This is a genomic window from Mycobacterium sp. E2238 (genome assembly GCF_001672665.1).
GTDB lineage: Bacteria > Actinomycetota > Actinomycetes > Mycobacteriales > Mycobacteriaceae > Mycobacterium.
In genome coordinates this window covers 61925-88091 of the sequence record NZ_LZKF01000258.1, presented here as the reverse complement: position 1 = coordinate 88091, position 26167 = coordinate 61925, and the positions used below count along the sequence as shown (strand labels likewise).

The window sequence follows — 26167 nt, the reverse complement described above, 5'->3', positions numbered from 1 at the left end:
GGGTACAAGAGGTAATGCCTTAGCTCAATGCCAGCGCAACAGTACGAGTTCGGAACAGAATCCCGGACCCATCGCGATCATCAAGCCGGGGCTCCCGCTGGGTGGCGGCTTGGCCCGGGTGTCCCGCAACACGTGCAGCACGGACGCCGACGAAAGATTGCCGATCTCACCCAATGAGCGCCAGGTCAGTTCCAGGGCATCCGGCGGCAGGCCCAGGCTCGCGTTGATCGCCTCGATGATCTTCGGGCCGCCGGGATGGCTCACCCAGGCACCGATGTCGGTCGTCGTCAGCCCGTGCGCACCGAGGAACCCAGTGACGTCCCGCTCGATGTGCTCCTCGACTACTTGGGCCAGGTCCTTGGCCAGCACCAGCTCGAACCCCGTGGCGCCGACGTCGTAGCCCATGGTCCGCAGCGAATCGGGATAGAGCGTGCTGCGCGAGTCGAGGATGGCGGGCCCGCCGGCGCCCACCTGTTCGGCGCGGCGGTCGCCGACGGCGACCACGGCGCCGGCACCGTCGGCGAACAGCGCGCTGCCGACCATGCCCTGCAGCGTCGGCTTGTAGCCCGGATAGGTGAGCGAACAGAGCTCGACCGAGATCAGGGCCGCGGCGCCGTCGGGCGCCCCGCGCAGGTAGTCGTTGAGCCGGGCCACGCCCGCGGCCCCGGCCACGCAGCCCAGGCCGAACAGCGGCACCCGGCGCACGTCCTCGCGCAGCCCCAGCCGCCCGGCGATCCGGGCGTCCAGTGAGGGCACCGCGAGGCCGGTGACCGTCGTCGTGATGAGCACGTCCAGGTCCTGGGGCCGCAGGCCGGCCTCGTCGAGCGCGCCCGAAAGGGCCTCGCAGCCCAGGTTGACCGCGTTTTCGATGAAGATCCGGTTGGCCAGGCCGAAGTCGTTCAGGCTGGGATACCGCTCCAGCGGCAGCACCAGGTGCCGGCTGTTGACCTTTGCGCTGGTGTGCAACTGCCGGACGATGTCCTCGTAGCCCTCGAACTCCGGGATGCTGACGAAGAAGTCGGTGAGCTCGCGCTGGGAATAGCGGTACGGCGGCAAAGCGCCGGAAACGCCAGCGACGACGCTCATTGGTCCCACCCCTTGACGACGAAGATCAGGGCCGAAATGTTCACCCGGATCACTTTCTGCGGGCAGTTTAGTCGGCATGCCGCCGCGCGGCACAGAAACGAAAGTCCTCTCATTCCCCGCCGCCGAGCCGCGCCCTGAGCTCTTCGGACTCGGCCAGGACGGCTTCGAGCTGCTCGGCGACCCGGACCGGCGCGGTCCCGCCGCGACGGTCGCGCGACGACACCGAGCCCTCGATCGTCAACACCTCACGGACCTGCGGTGTCAGCTCGGGGCTGATGGCGGCCAGCTCGTCGTCGGTCAGCTCGTCGAGCCCGACGGAACGCCCCTCGGCCGCCCGGACGGCGGCCCCGGCGGCCTCGTGCGCGGCTCGGAACGGCACCCCCCGCCGCACCAGCCACTCGGCGATGTCGGTGGCCAGCGTGTAACCGGCCGGGGCCAGGGCCGCCATCCGCTCGACGTCGAACGTCAGGCTGGCCACCAGGCCGGCCATCGCCGGCAGCACCAGCTCCAGCTGGGCGACCGAGTCGAACACCGGCTCCTTGTCCTCCTGCAGGTCGCGGTTGTAGGCCAGCGGCTGCGCCTTCAGCGTCGCCAGCAGCCCGGCCAGGTTGCCGATCAGCCGCCCGGACTTGCCGCGGGCCAGCTCGGCGATGTCCGGGTTCTTCTTCTGCGGCATGATCGAGCTGCCGGTGGACCACGAATCGTGCAGCCTGACGTAGCCGAACTCCGTCGAACTCCACAGGATGATGTCCTCGGCCAGCCGTGACAGGTCCACTGCGATCATCGCGAAGATGAAGGCGGCCTCGGCGGCGAAATCCCGGGCGGCGGTCGCGTCGATGGAGTTGTCGGCGGCCTCCGCGAAACCCAGCTTGGTGGCGATCGCGTCCGGGTCCAGCCCCAGCGACGAGCCCGCCAGCGCCCCCGAGCCGTACGGGGACACCGCGGCGCGCCGGTCGAAGTCGACGATGCGGTCGACGTCGCGCAGTAGCGGGTGTGCGTGCGCAAGCAGGTGGTGGGCCAGCAGGACCGGCTGCGCGGACTGCAGGTGCGTCTTGCCCGGCATGATCGCCGTCGGGTGCTCGGCGGCCTGGCCCGCCAGCGCGGCCACCACCTCCAGCGCCCCGTCGGCGACCCGGCGCACCGCGTCGCGCAGCCACATCCGGAACAGGGTGGCCACCTGGTCGTTTCGCGACCGCCCGGCCCGCAGCCGGCCACCCAGGTCGGGGCCGACCCGGTCGATCAGCCCGCGCTCCAGCGCGGCGTGCACGTCCTCGTCGGTCACCAGCGGGGTGAAGCTGCCGTCGGCCACGTCCTCGGCGAGGCTGTCCAGGCCGGCCAGCAGCCCGTCGCGCTGCTCCTCGTCGAGCAATCCGGCGTGAAACAGAATCACGGTGTGCGCCCGCGAGGCGACGATGTCGTAGGGGGCCAGGACCCAGTCGAAGTGGGTGGACTTGCTCAGGGCGGCCAGCGCGTCCGACGGGCCGTCGGCGAACCGCCCGCCCCACAGCGAGCCCTCGCGCGTGCTCACGTCGCGGTCGGACCTTCGTCGGCGGCCAGGTCTCGGCGGGACGCGATCTTGGACGACAGCCCGTGCACGTAGACGAAGCCCTTCGCGGCCGACTGGTCGAAGCTGTCGCCCTCGTCGTAGGTGGCGAGGTTGAAGTCGTAGAGCGACTGGGCGCTGCGCCTGCCGTTGACGGCGATGTGCCCGCCGTGCAACACCATTCGGATCTCGCCCGTGACGTGCTCCTGGGTCTTCGCGACGAACGCTTCCAGCGCGGTCTTCAGCGGCGAATACCAGAGTCCGTCGTAGACCAGCTCCGCCCAGCGCTGGTCGGTGTGGCGCTTGAAGCGGCCCAGTTCGCGCTCCAGGGTGACGTGCTCGAGCTCGGTGTGGGCGGTGATCAGCACCATCGCCCCGGGGGCCTCGTAGATCTCGCGGCTCTTGATGCCCACCAGCCGGTCCTCGACCACGTCCAGGCGCCCGACGCCCTGGCTACCGGCACGACGGTTGAGCTCCTCGATGGCCTGTAGCACGGACACCGGTTTGCCGTCGATGGACACCGGGACGCCGCGCTCGAACCCGACGATCACCTCGTCGGGGGTGTTCCAGTTGATGGTGGGGTCTTCGGTGTAGGCGTAGATGTCCTTGGTGGGCGCGTTCCAAAGGTGTTCCAGGAAACCGGTTTCCACGGCGCGGCCCCACACGTTCTGGTCGATGGAGAACGGCGAGCGTTTGGTGACGTTAATCGGGATCGCGTTCTCCTCGGCGAACGCGATCGCCTTCTCGCGCGTCCACGCGTAGTCGCGGACCGGCGCCAGCACCTCCAAATCCGGTGCCAGCGAAGCGAATCCGACCTCGAACCGGACCTGGTCGTTGCCCTTGCCGGTGCAACCGTGCGCGACGATGCTGCCGCCGTGCTCGCGGGCCGCCGCCACCAGGTGCTTGGCGATCAGCGGCCGGCTGATGGCCGAAACCAGCGGGTAGCGGTCCATGTAGAGCGCGTTGTTCAAGATGGTGGGCAGGCAGTAGCCCTCGGCGAACTCGTCGCGGGCATCGACGACGACGGCTTCCACCGCGCCGCAGTCCAGGGCGCGCTGGCGGACGACCTCCATGTCCTCGCCGCCCTGGCCGAGGTCGATCGCCACCGCCACCACCTCGCGGCCGGTCTCCTTGCCGATCCAGCTGATCGCGACCGAGGTGTCCAGCCCGCCGGAATAAGCCAGGATGACGCGATCTGACATGAACCAATCTCCTTTTTTAGGTGAGCTCTTCCAGGGTGCGGGCCAGCTCGGCGCCGGTCATCGGCTCTCGGGCGGCCACGAAGACCGTGTCGTCGCCGGCGATGGTGCCGACGACGTACGGTAGCGCCGCGCGGTCGATCGCGCTGGCCAAATAGTTGGCACCGCCGGGCGGGGTGCGCAGCACCGCGAGATTGGCGCTCGCGTCGGCGGAGACCAGGAGTTCGCTCAGCAGCCGGGACAGCCGAGCGGTCCCGCCGGATACGCCGCGCACCGGGCTGCCGTCCTCGGGGACGATGTAGACGCCCACGCCGCCGTCGGCGCCGCGCAGCTTCACCGCGCCGAGCTCCTCGAGGTCGCGTGACAGCGTGGCCTGGGTGACCTCGATGCCCTCGTCGGCCAGCCGGGCCGCCAGTTCGCTCTGGCTGCTGATCGACGCCGACGACAGGATCGCGACGATGCGGTCCTGCCGGCCGGCCCGGGTGGTCTCGGCGGCCGCCTTCGAGCGGGTCATCGGGACCGCTCCAGCAGCCACACCAGCAACGCCTTCTGGGCGTGCAGCCGGTTCTCGGCCTCGTCCCACACCACGCTGGCCGGCCCGTCCATCACCTCGTCGGTGATCTCGTCGCCGCGGTGCGCCGGAAGGCAGTGCAGCACAATGGCTTCCGGGTCGGCCAGGCCCAGCAGCCGCTGGTTGACCTGGAACGGCCGGAACGGGGTGCGGCGGTCCAGGCCGTCGCCTTCCTGCCCCATCGACGTCCACGTGTCGGTCACCAGGACGTCGGCGCCGGCCGCGGCGGCGTCCGCGTCCGCGGTCAGGGTGACCGAGCCGCCGGTGGCTTCGGCGCGCTCGAGCGCCGCCGCCGTGAAGGCGGGGGCGGGAGCGAAGCCGTCCGGCGCCGCGATGGTGACGTGCATGCCGGCGGTCACGCCGCCGAGCAGCAGCGAGTGGGCCATGTTGTTGGCGCCGTCGCCGAAGTACGACATCCGCAGTCCGGCAAGCGATCCCTTGCGTTCGGCGATGGTCTGCAGGTCGGCGAGCACCTGGCAGGGGTGGAAATCGTCGGAGAGCGCGTTGACCACCGGCACGCTGGCCACCTCGGCCATGGCCTCGAGCCGGTCCTGCTCGAACGTCCGCCACACGATGGCCTCGACGTAGCGGGACAGCACCCGCGCGGTGTCGGCCAGCGTCTCGTCGCGGCCCAGCTGCGTGCTGCGGGCGTCGACGACGACGGCGTGGCCGCCGAGCTGGGCGATGCCCACCTCGAAGGAGAACCGGGTGCGGGTGGAGTTCTTGTCGAAGATCACCGCGACCCCGCGGGGCCCCTCCAGCGGGCGGTAGCTGAACGGGTCCTTCTTCAGGTCCGCGGCCAGTTGCAGCACCTCGGCCTGTTCCTGGGGTGACAGGTCGTCGTCGCGCAGAAAGTGCCTAGGCGTCATCCGCGGCCCTGTCCAGGATGCCCGGCAACGCGGCGACGAAGCTGTCGAGCTGGGCTTCGGTGACGATCAGCGGCGGAGCCAGCCGGATGACATCGGGTGCGGCGGCGTTGACCAGGAAACCGGCCGCCCGCGCGGCGTTTTCGGCTTCCTTGGCGCGCGGCGCGGTCAGCACCATGCCTTGCAGCAGGCCACGCCCGCGCACGTGGTCGATCATGGGGTGGTTGAGGGACTCGATCCCGTCGCGCACCGACTTGCCCAGCACGTCGGCGTGCCGGACCAGGTCCTCGTCGGCGATCACCCGCAGCACCGCCCGTGCCGCCGCGGCGCAGATGGGGTTGCCGCCGAACGTGCTGCCATGCAGGCCGGGCGCCATCAGGTCGGCGGCCCGGCCGACGGCCAGGCACGCGCCGATGGGCAGCCCGCCGCCGAGCCCCTTGGCCATGGTCACGACGTCCGGGGTGATGCCGTCGTGCTGGTGGGCGAAAAACGCTCCGGTGCGGCCCATCCCGGTCTGCACCTCGTCGAGCACCAGCAGCGCGCCGTGCCGCGCGGTGATCTCGCGCGCGGCTGTCAGGTAGCCCTCTGGTGGGACGACGACGCCGCCCTCCCCCATGATCGGTTCGAGGAACACCGCGGCGGTGGCGTCGTCGACCGCGGCCGCCAGCGCGTCGGTGTCGCCGTAGGGCACGTGGGTGACGTAACCCGGCAACGGCTCGAACGGCGCCCGCTTGCTCGGCTGACCGGTCAGCGCCAGCGAACCCATGGTGCGGCCGTGGAAACCGCCCTGCGCGGCAACGAGATTGGTGCGTCCGGTCAGCCGCGACAGCTTGAACGCCACCTCGTTGGCCTCGGTCCCCGAGTTGCAGAAGAACACCCGCGTCGGCGCTCCGGTCTTGTCGGCGCCCAGCAGGGCCGACAACTCCTCGGCCAGCGCGATGCCCGGTTCGCTCGCATACAGGTTGGAGGTGTGGCCCAGCGTCGTCATCTGCCGTGTGACGGCCTCGATGACCGCGGGGTGACGATGGCCGAGGACGTTGACCGCGATGCCGCCGAGCAGGTCGAGGTAGGTGTTGCCGTCCACGTCGGTGACCACGACGCCGTCACCGCTGGCCAGCGCAAGCGGCGGGGTGCCGTAGTTGTTCATCATCACGGCTTCCCAGCGCTGCTTCATCGCCGCGGACTCAGTCACTTGCTCACCACCTTGGTGCCGGTGCCCGCATCGGTGAAAAGCTCGACCAACACGCAGTGTTCGACCCTGCCGTCGATGACGTGTGCGCTGGGCACACCCGCTGTCACGGCCCGCAGGCACGCTTCGACCTTGGGAATCATGCCCGCCTCCAGCGTGGGTAGCAGTTGCGCGAGGGTGGCGGTGTCGATCTCGCTGACCAGCGATTCGCGGTCCGGCCAGCTGGTGTAGAGGCCCTCGACATCGGTGAGCATCAACAGCTTTTCGGCGCGCAGGGCCTCGGCCAGCGCCGCCGCGGCGGTGTCGGCGTTGATATTGTGCACCACGCCCTCGGCGTCCGGGGCGAGCGTCGACACCACCGGAATGCGGCCCGCCGCAATCAGATCCAGCACGGCCGCGGTGTTGACCCGCTCCACGTCCCCGACCAGCCCGATGTCGGTGGCCACGCCGTCCACGGTGACGCTGCGCCGCACGGCGGTGAACAGCTGCGCGTCCTCGCCGGTGATGCCGACGGCGTAGGGGCCGTGCGCGTTGATCAGGTTGACCAGTTCGCGGCCCACTTGGCCGAACAGCACCATCCGCGCCACGTCGAGCACTTCGGGTGTGGTGACCCGGAAGCCGCCCTTGAAACCGCCCGCGATGCCGAGGCGCCGCAGCATGGCGGTGATCTGCGGGCCCCCGCCGTGCACGACGACGGGGTGGATGCCGCAGTTGCGCAGGAAGGCCATGTCGGCGGCGAAGGCGTGCCGCAGCGTGTCGTCGGTCATGGCATTGCCGCCGTACTTGATGACGACGATCTTGCCGTGCAGCTGCTTGAGCCAGGGCAGCGCCTCGGCCAGCACCTGCGCCTTGACCGCGGTGGACAGCTCTCGCGTGTTGACTGTCATGAGCTGTATGCCGAGTTCTCTTCGACGTAGGCGTGCGACAGGTCGGTGGTGCGTACGGCCGCGGAGGCGTCACCCACGCCCAGGTCGACGGTGATGTCGATGTCGGCGCCGGACAAGTCCACCTCGCGCGCGCCGGGCGCCCCGACGCCGTCGACGCACACGGCGAACCCGTTGAAGGACACGGTGATTCGATCCGGGTCGAGCGTGACCGGCGCCATGCCGACGGCGGCCAACACGCGACCCCAGTTGGGGTCGGACCCGAACACCGCGGTCTTGACCAGGCTGTCGCGGGCGATCACCCGCGCCGCGGTCAGCGCGTCGTCGTCCGAGGTGGCCCCGGTGACGGTGACGGTGACGCGCTTGGTGACGCCCTCGGCGTCGGCCTGCAGTTGCGCGCACAGGTCGTCGCAGACCCGCAGCACGGCATCGTCGAGATCGGCCTGGCTCGGCGTGATTTCGCTGGCCCCCGACGCCAGCAGCAGCACCGTGTCGTTGGTCGAGCAGCTGCCGTCGATGTCGAGCCGGTCGAAGGTGCGCGCGGTGGCCCGGCGCAGCGCCCGGTCGAGCGCGGCGGCATCGACGGCCGCGTCGGTGGTGAGCACGCAGAGCATGGTGGCCAGCGACGGCGCCAGCATGCCCGCGCCCTTGGCCATTCCGCCGACGGTCCAGTTGCCCGGGTGGTGCAGCGCAACCTGTTTCGGCACGGTGTCGGTGGTCATGATCGCGCGCGCGGCCTCGTCGCCGCCCGACAGCCCGCCGGCCATGTCTTGGACGATCGTGCGCACCCCGGCCAGCATCTTGTCCATCGGCAACCGGTCGCCGATCAACCCGGTGGAGCAGACCGCGACCTCGATGGCGCCGGTCTCGGTGCCCCAGTCGGACAACGCGGCCGCGACGGCCTCGGCGGTGGCGTGGGCGTCCTGGAAGCCGCCCGGGCCGGTGCAGGCGTTGGCACCGCCGGAGTTCAGGATCACCGCGCGCAGCGCCCCGGTGGTCAGCACCTGCTGGGTCCACAGCACCGGCGCCGCCTTGACCTTGTTGCGGGTGAACACGCCGGCCGCCGCGTAGTCGGGTCCCTCGTTGAAAACCAGGGCCAGGTCGCGGTTGCCCGACGCCTTGATGCCGGCGGCGATGCCGGCGGCCCGGAACCCGGCCGGCGCGGTGACGCCCTGTTCGTGCACCAGGCGCGCCTCGGCTGCGCGAGTCACGGCGCGACTCCGACCACCGAAAGACCCTGCGTCTCCGGCCATCCCAGCGCCAGGTTCATCGACTGCACCGCCGCGCCGCCGGTGCCCTTGACCAGGTTGTCGATGGCGGCGATGGCCACGAACGTCTCCGCGGCCGCGTCCACCGCGACGGCCAGGTGCGCCGCGTTGCTGCCGATCACCGATCCGGTGCGGGGCAGCTGGCCCTCGGGCAGCAGATGAATGAAAGGTTCGGCGTCATAAGCCTTTTCGTAGGCCGCCCGCAGCTGCGAGAGCGGCGCACGGGTGCGCGCGGTACAGGTGGCCAAGATGCCGCGTGAGGTCGGGATCAACACCGGGGTGAACGACACCGTGACGTCGCGGTCGGTGACGGCCCGCAGGCCCTGGGCGATCTCGGGGGTGTGCCGGTGGCCGCCCGCGATGTTGTAGGCCCGCGCGGATCCGATGACCTCGGAGCCGAGCAGATCGGTCTTGGCGGCCCGGCCCGCCCCGGAGGTCCCGCTCACGGCGACCACCGTGACGGCGGGCTCGATCAGATCCTCGGCCACCGCGGGCAGCAACGCCAGTAGCGCCGCAGTCGGGTAGCAACCCGGGACGGCGATGCGCCGCGCGCCGCGCAACCGCTCCCGCGCGCCCGGCAGTTCGGGCAGCCCGTAGGGCCAGCTGCCGGCGTGCGGGGAGCCGTAGAACCGTTCCCAGGCGCCGGCGTCCGTAAGCCGGAAGTCGGCGCCGCAGTCGATGATCAGGGTGTCCGGGCCGAGCTGTTCGGCCAGCGCGGCCGAATGCCCGTGCGGCAGGGCCAGGAACACCACGTCGTGGCCGGCCAGCACGGCGAGTTCGGTGGGCTCGACCACCCGCTGGGCCAGCGGCGTCAGGTGCGGGTGGTGCTCGCCGAGCGTGCTGCCGGCGCTGGTCGCGGCGGTCAGCGAACCGATTGCGAGGCGGCCGTCGGCATAGGCCGGATGGCCGAGCAACAGGCGGAGGATTTCACCGCCGGCGTAGCCGCTGGCCCCGGCGATCGCCACCCTCAGTACGTCGGCCATTCCGCCGATTCTGCATGGTTATGCATTGCTTTGCAAATCCATTCCAGCGTCGGCGGCTAGGCCCGCAGTTCGGCGCCGACCGCCTCGGCGGCGCGTCGCACCGCGGCGTCGCGGGCCGCGCTGGCGTCGTCCTCGGTCAGCGTGCGGTCCGGGGCGCGGAACCGCAGTGCGAAGGTCAGCGATTTGCGGTCTTCCCCGAGCTGCGGGCCGGTGAAGACGTCGAAGAGTTGCAGGTCTTCCAGCAGCTCGCCGGCGCCTTCCCGGACCGCGTCGGCCACCGCCTGGGCGGCCACGTGCGCGGGCACCACCAGGCTGAGGTCCTGGAAGACGGCCGGGAACGGCGAGACCCTGGGCGCCGGCAGCGCCTGGACGATCGGGATCGCGTCGAGGTTCAGTTCGACGGCGCAGGTGCCCTTTGGCAGGTTGGACCGCTCGATCACGGCGGGGTGCAGCTGCCCGGCGTGACCGACGACGGTCTCCCCGACGAGCACCTCGGCGCATCGGCCCGGATGCCAGGGCAGGAGTCGGGCCGCCCGCAGGCTCACCTCGACGCCGCTGGCGCGGGCGATGATGCGCGCCGCGTCGAACGCGTCGGCGGCCTCGGCCCGCCGGCCGGGCCCCCAGGGGCCGCGGCGTTCGCGCAGGCCCGCCAGCACCACCGCGGCGTGCTGCGGCTGGCGGGGCAACGAGGCGTCCAGCAGGGCGATCTCGTGATCGGTCGGCCGGCGGTGCACGGGAATGGGCTGCACGCCGCGGGTCTGCTCGGTCGGTTGCACCACCTGCGCCAGGGCATACAGCCCGACGTCCACCAGCCCGCGGGATACGTTGCGCACCAACGCTTCCAGCAGCGCGGGCAGCAGCGTGGTCGCCAGATGCGGCCGGTCGGCTTCCAGCGGGTTGAGCACCCGCGTGGTGGCGCGTCGCGGGTCGTCTTCCGGCAGGCCCCACAGGTCGAACACGCCCGCGGGCAGGAACGGCGTCGGCAGGATCTCGACGTACCCCGATTCCGCGAGCGCTCTGCCGATGGCGCGGCGACGTTTCTGCCCCGCGGTGAGGCCCCGGCCCGCCGGGGCCGCGGGCAGCACCGACGGAATGGTCTCGAGCCCCTCCAGCCGCAGCACCTCCTCCACGAGGTCGGCGGGCTGCAACAGATCGGGTCGCCAGCTCGGCGGCGTCACGGTCAGGATCCCGCCGCCGTCGCTCACCGAAGCCCCGATCTGCGTCAGGCGCCGCGCGGTGGCGCCCGCGGGGTAGGCCACCCCGGCGACACGGTCGGGCAGGTCGGCCGGCATCCGGATCGGCGGTAGCGACCAGTCGTCGGTCGGCGGGTCGCCCCGCCAATCGGTCAGCTTCTCCTCCACCGCTCCCCCGGCGATCTCGACGAGCAGCGCCGCGCAGCGGTCCAGTGCGGCCACCGAGACGGCCGGGTCCACGCCGCGCTCGTAGCGCCGGGCCGCCTCGCTGGGCAGGTACAACCGGCGCTGGGTGCGCGAGACGGCCGCCGGGTCCCAGACGGCGGCCTCCAGCAGCACGTCGGTGGAGTCGGCGCGCACCTCGGTGCTCGCCGCGCCCATCACGCCACCGATCGCCGCGGTCGCCCGGTCGTCGACGATCAGGACGTCGGCCGGATCGAGCCGGCGCTCGATGTCGTCCAGGGTGACGACCGTCTCGCCGGGACGGGCGAACCGCACGACGAGGCCCCCGGAGATGCGGTCGCGGTCATGGGCGTGCATGGGGTGACCGAGTTCGAGCATCACGTAGTTGGTGACGTCCACCGCCGGCGACGTCGCACGGATCCCGGCCAGCAGCAGCCGCCGTTGCAGCCACCACGGCGACACCGCCGCCGGGTCGATCCCGGTGACGGGCCGCAGGGCGAATCGGCGCACGCCGGTCTCGGCGTCCACCGTGAGCGGCCACGCCTCGCCCTCGGCCGGCAACGGCTTGATGTCCGCCGGGTCGACGAAATTCAGGTCGAAGGCGCAGGCGATCTCGCGGGCGAGCCCCCGCACCGACATGCCGTAGCCCCGGTCGGGGGTGATCGCGAGGTGAAAGACCACGTCGTCCAGGCCCAGGACCGCGGCGCCCTCGGCGCCCGGCTCGGCGGTGCCGGGCGGCAGCACCAGGATCCCGGAATGGTCAGCGCCCAAACCGAGTTCGGCCGCCGAGCAGATCATGCCGTCGGAGTCGCGGCCGTAGGTCTTGCGTGCGGTGATAGCGAACCCGCCCGGCAGCGTGGTGCCGGGCAACGCCACGACCACCAGATCGCCGACGACGAAATTCGTTGCACCGCAAACGATGTCGCGCTCCGCGCCGTCGCCGACATCCACCCGGCAGGCGCGGATCGGCTTTTTGAAGCCGGTGAGCTCCTCGATGCCCGTCACCCGTCCCACGGTCAGCGGCCCGTCGACCGGGCCGAGGGTGACGACCTCCTCGACCTCGTGGCCGATGCGGATCAACGCCTGCTCGAGGTCGCCGGGCGCGACGTCCCAGCCCGGGGCGCCCGCCGCTACCACTTCTTGCAGCCAGCTGTAGGGGATGCGCATCAGGCACCCACCCCGAACGGCAACGAGAACCGGACGTCGCCCTCGACCATGTCGCGCATGTCGGGTATGCCGTTACGGAACTGCAGGGTGCGTTCCAGGCCCATCCCGAACGCGAACCCGGAGTAGACGTCGGGGTCAATCCCGGCCGCCCGCAACACGTTTGGGTGCACCATGCCGCAGCCGCCCCACTCCACCCAGCCGGCGCCACCCTTCTTGCCGACGAACCACACGTCGACCTCGGCGGAGGGTTCGGTGAACGGGAAGAAGTGCGGGCGGATCCGGGTGCGCGCCTCCGGGCCGAACTCGGCCCGGGCGAACGCGTCGAGGGTGCCCCGCAGATGCGCCATGGACAGGCCGCGGTCCACCGCCAGCCCCTCGACCTGGTGGAAGACCGGCGTGTGGGTGGCGTCGAGCTCGTCGGTGCGGAAGGTGCGGCCGATCGAGATGATGTAGACGGGCAGCTCGTGGGCCAGCAGGGTGCGCACCTGCACCGGCGACGTGTGGGTGCGCAGCAGCTGCCGGGAATCGTCCGGCGCGATGTAGAAGGTGTCCTGCTCGCTGCGCGCCGGGTGGTCCGCGGGGAAGTTGAGGGCGTCGAAGTTGAACTGCTCGGTCTCGACTTCCGGCCCCTCCGCCAGCTCCCACCCCATCGCGACGAAGGTGTCGGCGATGTGATCGGCCAGCTGGGTGATCGGGTGTCGGGCGCCGGTCGGCTGCCGGCCCGACGGCAGGGTGACGTCGATGCCCTCGGCGGCCAGCACCGCCGCGTCGCGTTCGGCCCGCAGCGCCGCCAGCCGATCGTCGTAGCTGCGCTGCACTTCGGTTCGCGCGGAGTTGACCCGCTTGCCGGCGTCGGCCCGCTCGTCCTTGGGGACGCTGCCCAGCGCCTGGCGGGCCAGCGCCAGCGGTGAGCGGTCACCGAGGTGCTCGGTCTTCACGCGCGCCAGCGCGTCCAGATCGCCGGCGAGCGCGATCGCCTCCCGGGCGGCGCCGACCGCCTCGGCCAAGGCATCCGGTGACAGGTCGACGGGCTGAGCACCCACGCGGCGACACGCTCCTTGCTGATGAGGGGCTGGGAGGAAGGTCCCCAGCGGCAAGTGCCGATCATAGTGATGCGGTGCGCGCGGCCCGGCGGGCGCTTCGGGGTAAGGGCGAGCCGGTGTCTAGCCGGCCGCGACCGGCTGCGCACCGGCCAGGGCGGCGTCGTCCGCCACCGCGCGCCCGGTGGCGAACCGCACGAGCTTGTGCGCGGCCAGCGCGCCCAGGACGCCGAAGGCGGGCGCCGCGGCCATCGTGCCCCAGTGATGGGCCAGCAGCAGAAAGCCGAAGCCCGACGAGGCGGCCAGCATCATGATGCGGACCGGCGTCCAGTGGATGGGCTGGCGGAGCCGGGCGGAGACCAGCACGCCCAACACCACCGCGACGGTATGGCCGGCATCGGTGAAATCGCCGCCGATGATCGCCGAGGCGATGCCGGCCGACACCCACCAACCGACCCAGGCGGCCCGCCAGCGCTGCGGAATCACCGCCGTCATCGCCCCGAGCACCGCCAGGGCGCCGTAGCTCATCCCGACGTCGCTGGCCCGGGTGATCGACACCGGCATCCACTCGAACTCGACCGCGGCGGCCAGGGCGGCGGCCACGAGCAGCGTCGCGCCGATGTGCCCGACGAGGAACGCGACCACCAGCCGGATGGTGCGCAGGTGCAGTTCGCCGAGCGCGAGCAGGCAGGTGAGGAACGGCAACCAGAAGTAGAGCGGACCGGCGTCGACGACCAGCGCGCTGCCCAGCAGCGTGCCCACGTGGCCATGGGCCAGGTTGTGCAGGTTGGTGCTGGCCCGCTCGACCAGCACGTCGTGCGCGTGCGGGCCGAGCGCCAAGATGGCACAGCTGACGGCGAGCAGCATCGCCACGTATCCCACCGTGAACTGGACCCGGGCGAGCCGGGCGAAGACGCCCCCAAACATTGCGTCCATTATGTCGATTAATTTGTTTCGGAAGTGTGATCGGGCGCTGTCAACTCCCTATGAGTCCTCAAACGATATATCGCCAAGTCGGCCGGGACGCCCGTCGTCTTGCCCGCAAAAACCGGTTTACGTGCACGTTTGGCGACCACGCCCATTGCGTCCAGTTCGCTCTGGGCGATCAGGTCGAGTGTCGAACCTGACACCATGACCCCGCCTTTGGTGGCCCGTTCCATCACCCGCGCGGCGATGTTGACGTCGACACCGAGCCAGTCCGCCGCCAACCGCTGGGGCCGCCCGGTGTGAATCCCGACCCGCATCCGCGGCGTGTAGCCGGCCACCTCGACGGACTTCAGCGCATCCTTGGCTGCCAGGACGGCCCGCAGCGCGACCGTGGGATCGCCGAAGACGGCCATCAGGCCGTCACCCATCCGTTTGACGATGTGGCCACCGGCGTCCAGCAGCGGCGGCTCGACGGCCCGCGCCACCTGTCGCAGCAGGGTGAGCGCCGCCTCGTCACCGGCCTGCAAGGACCACGACGAGAAGCCGACCAGGTCGGTGAACACCAGCGTCACCTCGGGATTCGCGGGGCGCCGGGCGACCGACTCGGTCAGCGCCTGCCACACCTGCAACAGCCCGAGGCTGACTTCCCGCGACACCGCGTCGCGATCCCCCAGCAGTCGGTCGGCGGCACGCGCCGCGGCGCGCGGTCCACCGTCGCCGGCGGTGGACAGCGGGTCGCCGAACTCGGGGTCGCCGGGCAGCAGACGCCGCGCCCGGCGGATGAACGCCACGGCGCCGGGACTGTGATTCCGGTTGTGCAACCACTGCGAGGCGCCGTGCGCCGAGACCGCGGAACGCGGCGGCGAATCGGACGACGTCGCCGTCGGTTGTCCGGGCTCGCCCGAGTCCGAGTCGCGACGCGCGAGTTCCACCTGGCCAGGTTATTTGGTTGCGCCGGAGGCGGGCAATGAAGGCTTCGCGGTTTGTGTCACAGCTCGCAACGTATCGCCTGATCACAGGGACGCCACACCGCTATGGACGCTGCGTAACACCCATCGGCGTGCGCGGCCGAAATCGTAGACAACGCGCGTTGTCAAAGTTATCGTGAGCCGAGGAGGCCGAGATGACTGCCATTCCAACGAGATCCGACGATCCGCTCGGGCCCGATTCCCTGACCTGGAAGTACTTCGGCGATCTACGCACGGGAATGATGGGCGTCTGGATCGGCGCGATCCAGAACATGTATCCCGAGCTTGGCGCGGGCGTCGAGGAGCATTCGATCCTGCTGCGCGAGCCCCTGCAGCGGGTGGCCCGCTCGGTGTACCCGATCATGGGCGTCGTCTACGACGGTGACCGGGCGGCCCAGACGGGACGGCAGATCACGAGCTACCACCACACCATCAAGGGCGTCGACGCGTCCGGGCGCCGGTATCACGCGCTGAACCCCGAAACCTTCTATTGGGCCCACGCCACCTTCTTCATGCTGGTGATCAAGGTGGCCGAGTACTTCTGCGGGGGCTTGACGGAGGCCGAGAAGCGGCAGCTGTTCGACGAGCACGTCCGGTGGTACCGGATGTACGGGATGAGCATGCGACCGGTGCCCACCTCCTGGGAGGAGTTCCAGGAGTATTGGGACCGGGTCTGCCGCGAGCAATTGGAAATCAACCAGGCGACGCTGGACATCTTCCGAATCCGGATCCCCAAGCCGAAATTCGTGCTGATGCCGACGCCGGTCTGGGACCAGATGTTCAGGCCGCTGGTCGCCGGCCAGCGCTGGATCGCGGCGGGGCTGTTCGAGCCCGCGGTTCGCGAGAAGGCGGGCATGCGCTGGACGCCCGGCGACGAGGTGCTGCTGCGGCTGTTCGGCAAGTTCGTCGAACTGGCCTTCCTGGCGGTTCCCGACGAGATTCGGCTGCACCCCCGGGCGCTGGCCGCGTACCGCCGGGCCGAGGGGCGGCTGCCCGACAACGCGCCGTTGGTGGAGGCTCCGCCGTTCATGGCGCCGCCGCGCGACCGGCGCGGGCTGCCCATGCACTACTTCCCCCCAAAGCCCCGCTCGCCGCTCGACCCGGCCAAGGCGCTCATGGAGCGCGCCGGCTCGCTGGTACACGGGACGCTGTCGCTGGCGGGTCTGCGGCCCGCCCGGGGTCGCGTCAGGGCCGCTTGAACAAGCCGAGCGCCTGCGCGCTCTGGTAGAGGCAGATGGCCGCGGCGGAGGCCACGTTCAGGCTCTCGGCACCGCCGGCCATCGGGATGCGCATGCGGTGATCGGCCGCGGCCGCGATTTCGGTTGGCAGACCCTGTGATTCGGGCCCGAACAACCACGCGGTGGGCCTGGCGAGCAGCGCCGCGGCGTCGTCGAGGCGGGTCTCGCCGTCCACCGTGGTCGCCAACACCTGCAGCCCGGCGGCGCGCACGGCGCCCAGCGCGGCGGCCGCGTCGGGCTCGGCGACCACCGGAATCGAGAAGATGCTGCCGGTCGAGGCGCGCAGACACTTGCCGTTGTACGGGTCGACGCTGTGCCCGCCGAGGATCACGCCCTGTGCGCCCATGGCGTCGGCGATGCGAATGACCGTGCCGGCGTTGCCCGGTTCGCCGAGCTCGACGGCGACCGCGATCAGCCGGGGTGAGCCGGCCAGCACGTCCGCCAGGCCGGTCGCGGGCATTTCGCAGACGGCCACCAGCCCGGTGGGGGTGACGGTGTCCGACAGCGCCTTTGCGGCCCGTTCGCTGACCAGATGGACCGGACAGCGCTGCGCGCCAAGCAAAGCCGCATACCGCTGCGACGCGGCTTCGGTGACGAAGACGTCGCGGACCAGGCCGCGGGCGGCCGCCGCCTCGACCAGGTTGGGGCCTTCGGCCAGGAATCGGCCCGCCCGCCGCCGGCCGACGTGGCGATGCAGTTTGACCGCCGCGGCGACCCGGGCCGAACGTTCGGTCAGCAGGGGCTAGGCGGCCTCTCCGGAATCCGAGGGCGCGTTGACGTCCTCGGGCAGTGCGGCCCGGGCGACGTCAACCAGCGCGGTGAACGCCGCGGGATCGGTGATCGCGATGTCGGCGAGGTTCTTGCGGTCCACTTCCACACCGGCGGCCTTCAGACCCTGGATCAGCCGGTTGTAGGTGATGTCGTTGGCGCGCGCCGCCGCGTTGATCCGCGAGATCCACAGCTTCCGGAACTCGCCCTTGCGCGCGCGGCGGTCGCGGTAGGCGTAGTTCAACGAATGCAGCTGCTGCTCTTTGGCTTTGCGGTAGAGCCGCGAGCGCTGGCCGCGATAGCCCTTCGAGGCCTTGAGAATGCTGCGCCTCTTCTTGTGGGCGTTGACCGCCCGCTTCACGCGTGCCATGGGTGTTCCTACTCTCGTTCTAAGTAAATGGGTCGGGTGCCGGCACCGACGGGCCCCGGCGCTCGGATGGTGAAGATCAGCCGTTCAGCAGCTTGTTGATCCGCTTGGTGTCGTTGGCCGCCACGGTCGTGCGGCCTTCCAGCCGGCGAGTCCGGGTGGACGGCTTGTGCTCGAACAGGTGGCGACGGTTCGCCTTCTCGCGCAGGATCTTGCCGGTTCCGGTGCGCCGGAACCGCTTCGAAGCCCCGCTGTGGGTCTTGGCCTTGGGCATGTTTCCTCTACTTCTGAAAATTCTCGCTAGTGGTCTCGGGTCAGTTGGGTGAAGGGGTGTCGGCGCCCGCGTCGGCGTCCGATGCCGCGCCGTCCCCGGGTCCTTCGGGGTGCCGCGCCCTGGCACGAGTCTTCGCGCCGCGGTGCGGGGCCAGCACCATCGTCATGTTGCGGCCGTCCTGCTTGGCGGACGTCTCGACGAAGCCGTACTCGGCGACGTCCGCGCCCAGCCGCTGCAGCAAGCGGTAGCCCAACTCGGGCCGCGACTGCTCACGTCCGCGGAACATGATGGTGACCTTCACCTTCGAACCCGCCTCCAGGAAGCGGATCACGTGACCCTTCTTGGTCTCGTAATCGTGATCGTCGATCTTTGGTCGCAGTTTTTGCTCTTTGACGACGGTCTGCTGCTGGTTCCGGCGGGATTCGCGCGCCTTTTGCGCCGCCTCGTATTTGAACTTGCCGTAGTCCATGATCTTGCAGACCGGGGGTCTGGCGTTGGGGGCGACTTCGACGAGGTCGAGATCGGCGTCCGCAGCGACGCGCAGTGCGTCTTCGATGCGCACTATGCCTACCTGCTCTCCCCCGGGGCCGATCAATCGGACTTCAGGTACGCGGATGCGCTCGTTGACGCGGGTCTCAGTGCTGATGGGGCCTCCCTTGTTGGGCTTATAGATATCCTGCGCTCACGGCCAGGGCCTCGGTCGGGATCCAGCGGCGGAAACACCACACCACCAGCAGAAAAGCCCTGCAATAGCAGGGCCCAATGCCGACCGATCACGGCTTGCAACTAGTCAAGCCGCCCGCGTTGCTCGCGGAACAGACATGCGCGATGTCTGTGACCGGACCGCCAAGCCTTGAAGGAAACTTCGTGGCACGCGGTGGGAGTGGGACTCCACTTACTGATCCTGGCCTTCGCCGGGATGGTCGCGGACGCCAGTTTAGCAGCCACGGGGCGGCTTTTTGCACTTCGCCCCGGACCCCCGTCCGGCGCGCACGAGCACGCTTGGGCGACCGGACCAATTATTGCCAGCCCCTCTTCGCGCTTCGCCAAGCTTTTCACGGATTGAGGGCATATCCTCGCGGTCTGTGACTCTCGCTTCATCTCGTTCGGGGTCCCGTTCGGGGGCTCGCGGCCGGTCGCAATCCCGGTATCGCTGGGTACCGGCGGCGGCCGGGTGGATTGTGGGCGTCATCGCCACCGTGTCGCTGCTGGCCAGCGTCTCCCCGGCGATCCGGTGGCTGATCAAGGTCCCCCGGGAGTTCATCAACAACTACCTGTTCAACTTCCCCGACACCAGCATCGCGTGGTCATTCGTGCTGGCATTGCTGGCCGCGGCCCTGACCGCCCGGAAACGGATCGCCTGGCTGGTGCTGCTCGGCCAGATGATCCTTTCCGCCGGCCTGAACGTCGCCGACATGGCCGCGGGCGACAACACCGCGGCCGAAACCTTCGGGGAGAACCTCGGGTTCGCGGTGCACATCGTGGCGATCGTGCTGCTGGTGCTGGCGTACCGGGAGTTCTGGGCCAAGGTCCGCAAAGGCGCTCTGGTCAAGGCGGCCGCGGTGCTGGTCGCGGGGGACGTGGTCGGAATCCTGGTCTCGTGGGGCCTGGTGGAGTTGTGGCCCGGAACGCTGGCGCGCCAGGACCGCCTGCCCTACGTGGCCAACCGGGTGGTCGGATTCGCCCTGGCCGATCCGGACCTGTTCACCGGCAAGCCGCACGTGTTCCTCAACGCGATCTTCGGCCTGTTCGGAGCGCTGGCGCTGATCCTGGCGACCATCGTGCTCTTCCAATCCCAGCGCGCCGAGAACGCGCTCACCGGTGAGGACGAGTCGGCCATCCGCGGGCTGCTCGAGCTGTACGGCAAGCACGACTCGCTCGGATACTTCGCGACCCGCCGCGACAAGTCGGTGGTGTTCGCGCAAAGCGGCCGCGCCGCCATCACCTACCGCGTCGAAGTCGGCGTCTGCCTGGCCAGCGGCGACCCGATCGGCGACCCGCGGGCGTGGCCGCAGGCCATCGACGCGTGGCTGGGGCTGTGCCAGACCTACGGCTGGGCGCCGGGCGTCATGGGTGCCAGCACGCAGGGGGCGCGCGTCTATCGGGAAGCGGGGCTCAACGCGCTCGAGTTGGGCGACGAGGCCATCCTGCGGACCGCCGATTTCCGGCTGTCCGGCCCCGACATGCGCGGGGTGCGCCAAGCCGTGACCCGGGCCCGCCGGGCGGGGCTGACGGTGCGCATCCGCCGGCACCGCGACATCTCGGCCGAGGAGATGACCCAGACGATCACCCGCGCCGACGCCTGGCGCGACACGCAGACCGAGCGCGGCTTCTCCATGGCGCTGGGCCGGCTGGGCGATCCGGCGGATGGCGACTGCCTGCTGGTCGAAGCGCTGGACCGCGACGGCGCCGTCGTGGCGATGCTGTCGCTGGTCCCGTGGGGAACCACCGGGGTCTCCCTGGACTTGATGCGCCGCTCGCCGCAGTCCCCCAACGGCACCATCGAGCTCATGGTCAGCGAGCTCGCGCTGACCGCCGAAACCCTTGGCATCAGCCGCATTTCGCTGAACTTCGCGATGTTCCGCTCGGCGTTCGAACAGGGCGCCCAGCTCGGCGCGGGCCCGGTCGCCCGGCTGTGGCGGGGGCTGCTGCTGTTCTTCTCGCGGTGGTGGCAGCTGGAGACGCTGTACCGGTCGAACATGAAGTACCAACCGGAATGGGTCCCGCGCTACGCCTGCTACGAGGACGCGCGGCTGATCCCCCGGGTCGGCGTCGCCTCGGTGATCGCCGAGGGCTTCCTGGTGCTGCCGTTCACCCGGCGCGAGAAGGTGCACACCGGCCATCACCCCGCCGTGCCGCCCAGGCTGGTGGAGTCGGGCCTGCTGCATCACGACGGCTCGGCGCCCGACGTCAGCGAGCTTCAGCAGCGACGGGACGACGCGGAACTCGAAGAGTCGAGGGCCCGCCTGCCCGAGCAGGTACGGGTGCGCCTGGCCAAGCTGAAGATATTGCGGCGCAACGGCATTGACGCATACCCGGTGGGATCACCGCCCAGTCACACGATCGCCCGGGCGCTGGACGCCGACGATCAGGAAACCGTCTCGGTGGCGGGCCGGATACTGCGGATACGCGATTACGGCGGGGTGCTGTTCGCCCAGCTGCGGGACTGGTCGGGCGAATTGCAGGTGCTGCTGGACAATTCACGCCTGGAACACAGCCGCACCGCGGACTTCACCGCGGCCATCGACCTCGGCGACCTGGTCGAGATGACCGGGCACATGGGCTTTTCCAAGAACGGCACCCGCTCGTTGATCGTGCGCGACTGGCGGATGATCGGTAAGTGCCTGCGGCCGCTGCCGAACAAGTGGAAGGGGCTGACCGACCCCGAGGCGCGGGTGCGGACCCGCTACGTCGACCTGGCGGTCAATCCCGAGTCGCGCGAGCTGGTCACGGCCCGCAGCAGTGTCTTGCGCTCCGTCCGGGAAACCTTGTTCGCCAAGGGGTTCATCGAAGTCGAGACGCCGATCCTGCAGCAGATCCACGGCGGAGCCACCGCCCGGCCGTTCGTCACCCACATCAACACCTACGACATGGACCTGTTCCTGCGCATCGCGCCGGAGCTGTACCTGAAGCGGCTGTGCGTCGGCGGCGTGGAGCGGGTCTTCGAGCTGGGCCGGGCCTTCCGCAACGAGGGGGTCGACTTCAGCCACAACCCGGAGTTCACCCTGCTGGAGGCCTACCAGGCGCACGCCGACTACATGGTCTGGATCGACGGCAGCCGGGAGCTCATTCAAAACGCCGCGCAGGCCGCCAACGGCGAGCAGACCGTGCTGCGGCCCGGCGCCGACGGCCGCCTCGAACCGATCGACATCTCCGGGGACTGGCCGGTGAAGACCGTGCACGACGCGGTGTCCGCGGCGCTCGGGGAACACATCGATCCCGACACCCCGCTGTCCGTTTTGCGCAAACTTTCCGACGCGGCCCACATTCCGTATCGCGCGCAGTGGGATGCCGGCGCCGTGGTGCTGGAGCTGTACGAGCACCTGGTCGAGGACCGGACCGAGCGGCCGACCTTCTACATCGACTTCCCGACGTCCGTCTCGCCGTTGACCCGGCCGCACCGCAGCCGGCGCGGCGTCGCCGAAAGGTGGGACCTGGTGGCCTGGGGCGTCGAGCTGGGGACCGCCTACAGCGAGCTCACCGACCCGGTCGAGCAGCGCCGCCGCCTGCAGGAGCAGTCGCTGCTGGCCGCCGGCGGCGACCCCGAGGCCATGGAGCTCGACGAAGACTTCCTGCAGGCCATGGAGTACGCGATGCCGCCCACCGGCGGGCTCGGCATGGGCATCGATCGGCTCGTCATGCTCATAACCGGCCGTAGCATCCGTGAAACGCTGCCATTTCCGCTGGCCAAGCCCCACTAGGCGGCCCCGGACACGCGGGCGGCCCACCGGCGAACATTCGGTGAATATGTTCCAGGCCGGTTAACAATGGATCACAATGAATGCCGTGACCGCGTCGACGACCAATGCCGCGACGCAGTTGCTGGCAAGTAGTCACACGTCGCTGATGCACGGCTGGGTGCCCACCACGATCCAGGTGGTGACCGCGGTCGTGCTGACGCTGGCCGTCGGCTGGCGGTCGCGTCGGTGGCGGACGGTGTGGTTGCCGGCGGCTGCGCTGGCCGGCGCTGCCGTGGCCTACCTGACGCACTGGTACATCGTCGACCGCGGCCTGTCCGACGAACCCGCGCCGGTGGCGCTGTGGCTCTGGATCACGTTGACCGGCATGGCGGTGGCCGTGCTGCTCCTGGGTTGGCGCGGCGCGCGACGCTGGCGGCGCGGGGCAGGCCTGCTGGCCGTGCCGTTGTGCGCGCTGTGTGCCGCCCTGGTCCTCAACCTGTGGGTCGGCTATTTCCCGACCGTGCAGGCCGCGTGGAGCCAGATCACCTCCGGTCCCCTGCCCGATCAAACCGACCCGGCCACCGTCACCGCGATGGCCGCCAAACGGGCGCGGCCGCCGCACGGCAGCGTGGTTCCGGTGGCGATCCCCTCTGACGCCTCGCATTTCAAGCACCGCGGTGAGCTGGTTTACCTGCCGCCCGAATGGTTCACCAGCAGCCCGCCGCCGGCGCTGCCGACCGTCATGATGATCGGCGGCCAGTTCAACACCCCGGCGGACTGGACCCGCGCGGGCAACGCGGTCAAGACAATCGACGACTTCGCGGCCGCCCACGACGGCAAGGCACCGGTGCTGGTGTTCGTCGACTCCGGCGGGGCCTTCAACAACGACACCGAATGCGTCAACGGAGTCCGCGGTAACGCCGCCGACCATCTGACCAAAGACGTTGTGCCGTACCTGGTTTCCAAGTTCGGCGTCAGCCGCGACCGGTCGCAGTGGGGCATCGCCGGCTGGTCGATGGGCGGGACCTGCGCCGTGGACCTGACCGTCATGCACCCCGACATGTTCAGCGCGTTCGTCGACGTCGCCGGCGACTTCTTCCCGAATGCCGGAAACAAGACGCAAACCATCGCGCGGCTCTTCGGCGGGAACGCCGACGCGTGGGCGGCATTCGACCCGACCACGGTGATCAGCCGGCACGGGCGGTACAGCGACGTCGCGGGCTGGTTCGCCATCTCCTCCGACGGCCCGCCCGCATTGCGCCACGACCCGATGATGACCGACGGCGGCGCGATACGCCTCGCCGCCCGGGAAGCGGCCGCCGACCCCGGCAACCAGACGGCGGCCGCTTATTCGCTGTGTTCACTCGGGCGCGCCAACGGAATCGACTGCGCGGTGCTGGCGCAGCCGGGCAAGCACGATTGGCCGTTCGCCGACCGGGCCTTCGCCGCCGCGCTGCCGTGGCTGGCCGGCAGGCTGGACACGCCGGGAATTCCGCGGACCGCGCTGCCCGGCGCCGCGCCACCCGCGCCCGCCACCCCGGTCGTCATCCCGGCCGACCATTCCAATCCCGCCAGGCGGTAGCCGGCCGGTGTTTGCTGTTGCGCGGGTTCGGCGCGCGATCTTTGCGCGGCACTGCAATCCGTGGAGCGCCTGGACCCGCTGGGCGAGCACCCCGCTGATCCTGGTGCCGCCGTGGACGCGGCGCTGGAGCCATGCGGCGTGGCTCGGGCTGTGGCTGGCCGTCAACCCGTTCGTTTTCGGCAAGCCGGCGCACGAGCGGGCATGGTCGACGCGGGCGATGCTGGGCGAGGAGCTGTGGATCAGCCGTCGCCCCCGGGACGCTGCCATGGTCATCAGCGTGCTGACGTCGGTGGCCGCGCTCGCCGCCGTCGCCGCCGCGCGTCGCCGCCGCCTGGCCGCCGCGGCGGCGGCCATCGCGGTGCAGATGGCGTTGACGCTGGTCTATTGGGAACAAATGGTGCGCTATCTGGAGCGCGAGCGGCGGCCGGCCGCCGGGCTTTTAGTAGCGTGACCTTCATGCCCGACGAACCCACCCCGCCCGATCCCGGGTACGACAGCGCCGGCGTGCCGACCTTCGAATCCGTCCGCGAGAAGATCGAAAACCGCTACGCGACTTCCTTGGGCGACGCGGAATTGGACGCCGAATCCCCCGAGGGCCGCACCGTCGCCGAGCAATACGACGAGCGCGAGCGCGCCGCGGCCGAACGGCTGGCCGAAATCCGCGAGTCGATGCGCACGGATGAGGGCTAGGGCGGCTGGCTTAGCGTCGGGGGGACGTCGATGAGTGAAACGCAGCCTGGTTCGCGGATCGGGAGCCGGTTCGGGCCGTACCAACTGCGCCGCCTGCTGGGCCGCGGCGGGATGGGCGAGGTTTACGAGGCCTACGACACCGTCAAGGACCGCGTCGTCGCGCTCAAGCTGGTCTCCGAGGAAGTCAGCTCCGACGACGTGTTTCGCCGGCGCATGCAGCGCGAGGCGCGGACCGCCGGCCGGCTGCAGGAACCCCATATCGTGCCGATTCACGACTTCGGGGAGCTCGACGGTCAAGTGTTCATCGACATGCGCCTGATCGAAGGGCGTCACGTGGGCACGGAGCTGAGCCGCACCGGGCCGCTACCACCACCCCGCGCGGTCGCGATCGTCGAACAGGTCGCCTCCGCGCTCGACGCCGCGCACCGCGCCGGGGTCATTCATCGCGACATAAAACCCGAGAACATCCTGCTCACCGAGGGCGACTTCGCCTACCTGGTCGACTTCGGCATCGCCGCGGCGGCCACCGATCAGCGGGCGACCAGGATGACGAAAACCGGTGCCGCCATTGGCAGCTGGAACTACATGGCCCCCGAGCGATTCGGCAACGACGACCCGACCTACCGCGTCGACATCTACGCTCTCGCCTGCCTGCTTTTCGAATGCCTCACGGGGACAACACCTTTCCAGGCCACCAGCCTCAGCAGCCTGATGGCCGCACACCTGGTGGAGCCGATCCCGCGCCCCAGCCAACGCAATCCCGCCGTCCCGGCGGCGTTCGACGAGGTCGTCGCCCGCGGGATGGCCAAGGACCCGAACGACCGCTACCCGACCGCGGGTGATCTGGCGAAGGCGGCCCTGCACGCGCTGAGCACGCCGGACCAACGCGAGGCGACCGAGTTGATCCAGCACAGCCGGCATTTCGCGCCGCCGCCGCGCTTTGAGCCGTTTGCCGCCCAGCCCGCGCCGCCGCCTCCGGCGTGGTTCACGGCCCCGCCCGGCGCGCCGTGGCCGCCGCCCGCGCACCCGCGGCGCAGGCTGGGGCTGGTCATCGGCGCGCTCGCGCTCGTCGTCGCGGTCATCGCCGGCACCGGGGTGTGGTTGGCGGTCGGCAAGTCCGGTGATCCCCCGCCCGACGCCTCCCCAACGACGACCACCGCGGCTCCCTCCACCACGAGTGCGGCGACCACCAGCGCGGCCCCCACAGTGGGTCCCGCACAACTGGATTCGCTCCTGCTTCCGGTCGACCAGATCAACGCCCTGGTCGGCAACACCGGGATCATCGTCGAGGGCAGCACGCGCGAGATGACGGACCCCGACCCGACCAGCACCGTGTCCGACGACAAGTGCACCGGGGCGTTCATCGGTCTCCAAACCCGGACGTACAAGAGCAGCGGCTACACCGCGATGCTCGCCCAGGTGATGAAGAAACCGCAAAGCGACCCGCCCAACGTCGTGGTCCAGGGGGCGGTGATCTTCGCGTCCGCGGACCAGGCCCGGGGGTTCGTGAACAACCAATGGCCGCAATGGCGGGACTGCGGCGGGAAGACCGTGACCCAGCTCGGCGAGAAGGGGTCACTCCAATGGACCTTCGGGCAGATCAGCGGCAATCCGCCCAACATCGCCCTGCAGCACACGTTGGCCAACAGCCCGGTGGTGTGCCAGCACGTCCTCGAAGCGGCGTCCAACGTGGTTTTCGACGTGGACGTGTGCGGGCTCGGAGTCATCAACCAGGCGAGGTTGATCGCCAACCAAATGGCGACCAAGATCGCCGGCTGAGA

General features: G+C 70.3%; 22 protein-coding genes and 1 pseudogene. 6 read left to right on the top strand and 17 right to left on the bottom strand.

What is annotated here, in order from left to right:
• Positions 1-24: 24 nt before the first annotated feature.
• The 13 genes and pseudogenes from A5711_RS25075 to A5711_RS25015 all read right to left on the bottom strand — a co-directional run bounded on the left by A5711_RS25075 (position 25) and on the right by A5711_RS25015 (position 15031).
• A complete protein-coding gene (locus tag A5711_RS25075) occupies positions 25-1086 on the bottom strand; it encodes a type III polyketide synthase (protein WP_067951254.1) in 1062 nt (353 codons plus the stop codon).
• A gap of 109 nt (positions 1087-1195) precedes the next feature.
• On the bottom strand, positions 1196-2614 hold the full coding sequence (gene argH / locus A5711_RS25070; RefSeq protein ID WP_067951249.1) for an argininosuccinate lyase: 1419 nt from the start codon (positions 2612-2614) through the stop codon (positions 1196-1198).
• Entirely contained in the window at positions 2611-3831 is a 1221-nt protein-coding gene (locus A5711_RS25065; RefSeq protein ID WP_067951247.1) for an argininosuccinate synthase, read from the bottom strand. Before A5711_RS25065 ends, argH begins: the two co-directional genes overlap by 4 nt.
• A gap of 16 nt (positions 3832-3847) precedes the next feature.
• Complete coding sequence (locus tag A5711_RS25060; RefSeq protein WP_067951245.1) at positions 3848-4342, bottom strand: arginine repressor; 495 nt, start codon at positions 4340-4342, stop codon at positions 3848-3850.
• Positions 4339-5268 carry an ornithine carbamoyltransferase gene (gene argF / locus A5711_RS25055; RefSeq protein WP_067951243.1) on the bottom strand — a complete coding sequence of 310 codons (930 nt, stop codon included), beginning with the start codon at positions 5266-5268 and terminating at the stop codon, positions 4339-4341. The genes A5711_RS25060 and argF overlap by 4 nt, the downstream gene beginning before the upstream one ends.
• Positions 5258-6439, bottom strand: a complete 1182-nt coding sequence (locus tag A5711_RS25050; protein WP_231972071.1) for an acetylornithine transaminase — start codon at positions 6437-6439, stop codon at positions 5258-5260. The genes argF and A5711_RS25050 overlap by 11 nt, the downstream gene beginning before the upstream one ends.
• A gap of 14 nt (positions 6440-6453) precedes the next feature.
• Entirely contained in the window at positions 6454-7341 is an 888-nt protein-coding gene (gene argB / locus A5711_RS25045) for an acetylglutamate kinase (protein ID WP_067951239.1), read from the bottom strand.
• The gene (argJ, locus tag A5711_RS25040; RefSeq protein WP_231987546.1) at positions 7338-8591 is read right to left on the bottom strand and encodes a bifunctional glutamate N-acetyltransferase/amino-acid acetyltransferase ArgJ; all 1254 of its coding nucleotides are present in this window, start codon (positions 8589-8591) and stop codon (positions 7338-7340) included. Before argJ ends, argB begins: the two co-directional genes overlap by 4 nt.
• Positions 8546-9605 (bottom strand): annotated as a pseudogene (gene argC, locus A5711_RS25035) (N-acetyl-gamma-glutamyl-phosphate reductase). Before argC ends, argJ begins: the two are co-directional and overlap by 46 nt.
• Before the next feature lie 40 nt (positions 9606-9645).
• Positions 9646-12132 carry a phenylalanine--tRNA ligase subunit beta gene (gene pheT, locus A5711_RS25030; protein ID WP_067951234.1) on the bottom strand — a complete coding sequence of 829 codons (2487 nt, stop codon included), beginning with the start codon at positions 12130-12132 and terminating at the stop codon, positions 9646-9648.
• Positions 12132-13175 (bottom strand): phenylalanine--tRNA ligase subunit alpha, encoded by a 1044-nt coding sequence (gene pheS / locus A5711_RS25025; protein WP_067951231.1) that lies wholly within the window; start codon positions 13173-13175, stop codon positions 12132-12134. The genes pheT and pheS overlap by 1 nt, the downstream gene beginning before the upstream one ends.
• Before the next feature lie 120 nt (positions 13176-13295).
• On the bottom strand, positions 13296-14099 hold the full coding sequence (locus A5711_RS25020) for a rhomboid-like protein (RefSeq protein ID WP_067951307.1): 804 nt from the start codon (positions 14097-14099) through the stop codon (positions 13296-13298).
• Positions 14100-14116: 17 nt separating this feature from the next.
• Complete coding sequence (locus tag A5711_RS25015) at positions 14117-15031, bottom strand: adenylate/guanylate cyclase domain-containing protein (protein WP_067951229.1); 915 nt, start codon at positions 15029-15031, stop codon at positions 14117-14119.
• 191 nt (positions 15032-15222) lie between these two features.
• On the opposite strand from A5711_RS25015, the gene A5711_RS25010 reads away from it, so the two are divergent.
• Positions 15223-16266 carry an oxygenase MpaB family protein gene (locus tag A5711_RS25010; protein ID WP_067951228.1) on the top strand — a complete coding sequence of 348 codons (1044 nt, stop codon included), beginning with the start codon at positions 15223-15225 and terminating at the stop codon, positions 16264-16266.
• On the opposite strand, the gene A5711_RS25005 is transcribed toward A5711_RS25010, so the two are convergent.
• The 4 genes from A5711_RS25005 to infC form a co-directional block, all read right to left on the bottom strand.
• Positions 16253-17044 (bottom strand): RNA methyltransferase, encoded by a 792-nt coding sequence (locus A5711_RS25005; RefSeq protein WP_067951227.1) that lies wholly within the window; start codon positions 17042-17044, stop codon positions 16253-16255. The genes A5711_RS25010 and A5711_RS25005 overlap by 14 nt on opposite strands.
• A gap of 3 nt (positions 17045-17047) precedes the next feature.
• Positions 17048-17443 (bottom strand): 50S ribosomal protein L20, encoded by a 396-nt coding sequence (rplT, locus tag A5711_RS25000; RefSeq protein ID WP_046184507.1) that lies wholly within the window; start codon positions 17441-17443, stop codon positions 17048-17050.
• A gap of 76 nt (positions 17444-17519) precedes the next feature.
• Positions 17520-17714, bottom strand: coding sequence for a 50S ribosomal protein L35 (gene rpmI / locus A5711_RS24995; RefSeq protein WP_067951226.1), 195 nt, complete (start codon positions 17712-17714; stop codon positions 17520-17522).
• A gap of 40 nt (positions 17715-17754) precedes the next feature.
• Positions 17755-18360: a translation initiation factor IF-3 gene (gene infC, locus A5711_RS24990; RefSeq protein ID WP_082939437.1), complete on the bottom strand. Its 606-nt coding sequence runs from the start codon at positions 18358-18360 to the stop codon at positions 17755-17757.
• A 439-nt stretch (positions 18361-18799) separates the two neighbouring features.
• Here infC and lysX point away from each other — a divergent pair, with 439 nt between their 5' ends.
• From lysX to A5711_RS24965, 5 genes are all read left to right on the top strand, one after another.
• Complete coding sequence (gene lysX, locus A5711_RS24985; protein ID WP_082975840.1) at positions 18800-22135, top strand: bifunctional lysylphosphatidylglycerol synthetase/lysine--tRNA ligase LysX; 3336 nt, start codon at positions 18800-18802, stop codon at positions 22133-22135.
• A gap of 76 nt (positions 22136-22211) precedes the next feature.
• Positions 22212-23696: an alpha/beta hydrolase family protein gene (locus tag A5711_RS24980; protein ID WP_197520860.1), complete on the top strand. Its 1485-nt coding sequence runs from the start codon at positions 22212-22214 to the stop codon at positions 23694-23696.
• Between the two features lie 7 nt (positions 23697-23703).
• Positions 23704-24147 (top strand): DUF6653 family protein, encoded by a 444-nt coding sequence (locus A5711_RS24975; protein ID WP_231987545.1) that lies wholly within the window; start codon positions 23704-23706, stop codon positions 24145-24147.
• Between the two features lie 5 nt (positions 24148-24152).
• Positions 24153-24386, top strand: a complete 234-nt coding sequence (locus tag A5711_RS24970; RefSeq protein WP_067951302.1) for a hypothetical protein — start codon at positions 24153-24155, stop codon at positions 24384-24386.
• Between the two features lie 30 nt (positions 24387-24416).
• Positions 24417-26165, top strand: a complete 1749-nt coding sequence (locus tag A5711_RS24965; protein WP_067951221.1) for a serine/threonine-protein kinase PknH/PknJ — start codon at positions 24417-24419, stop codon at positions 26163-26165.
• The last annotated feature ends 2 nt before the right edge of the window (positions 26166-26167 follow it).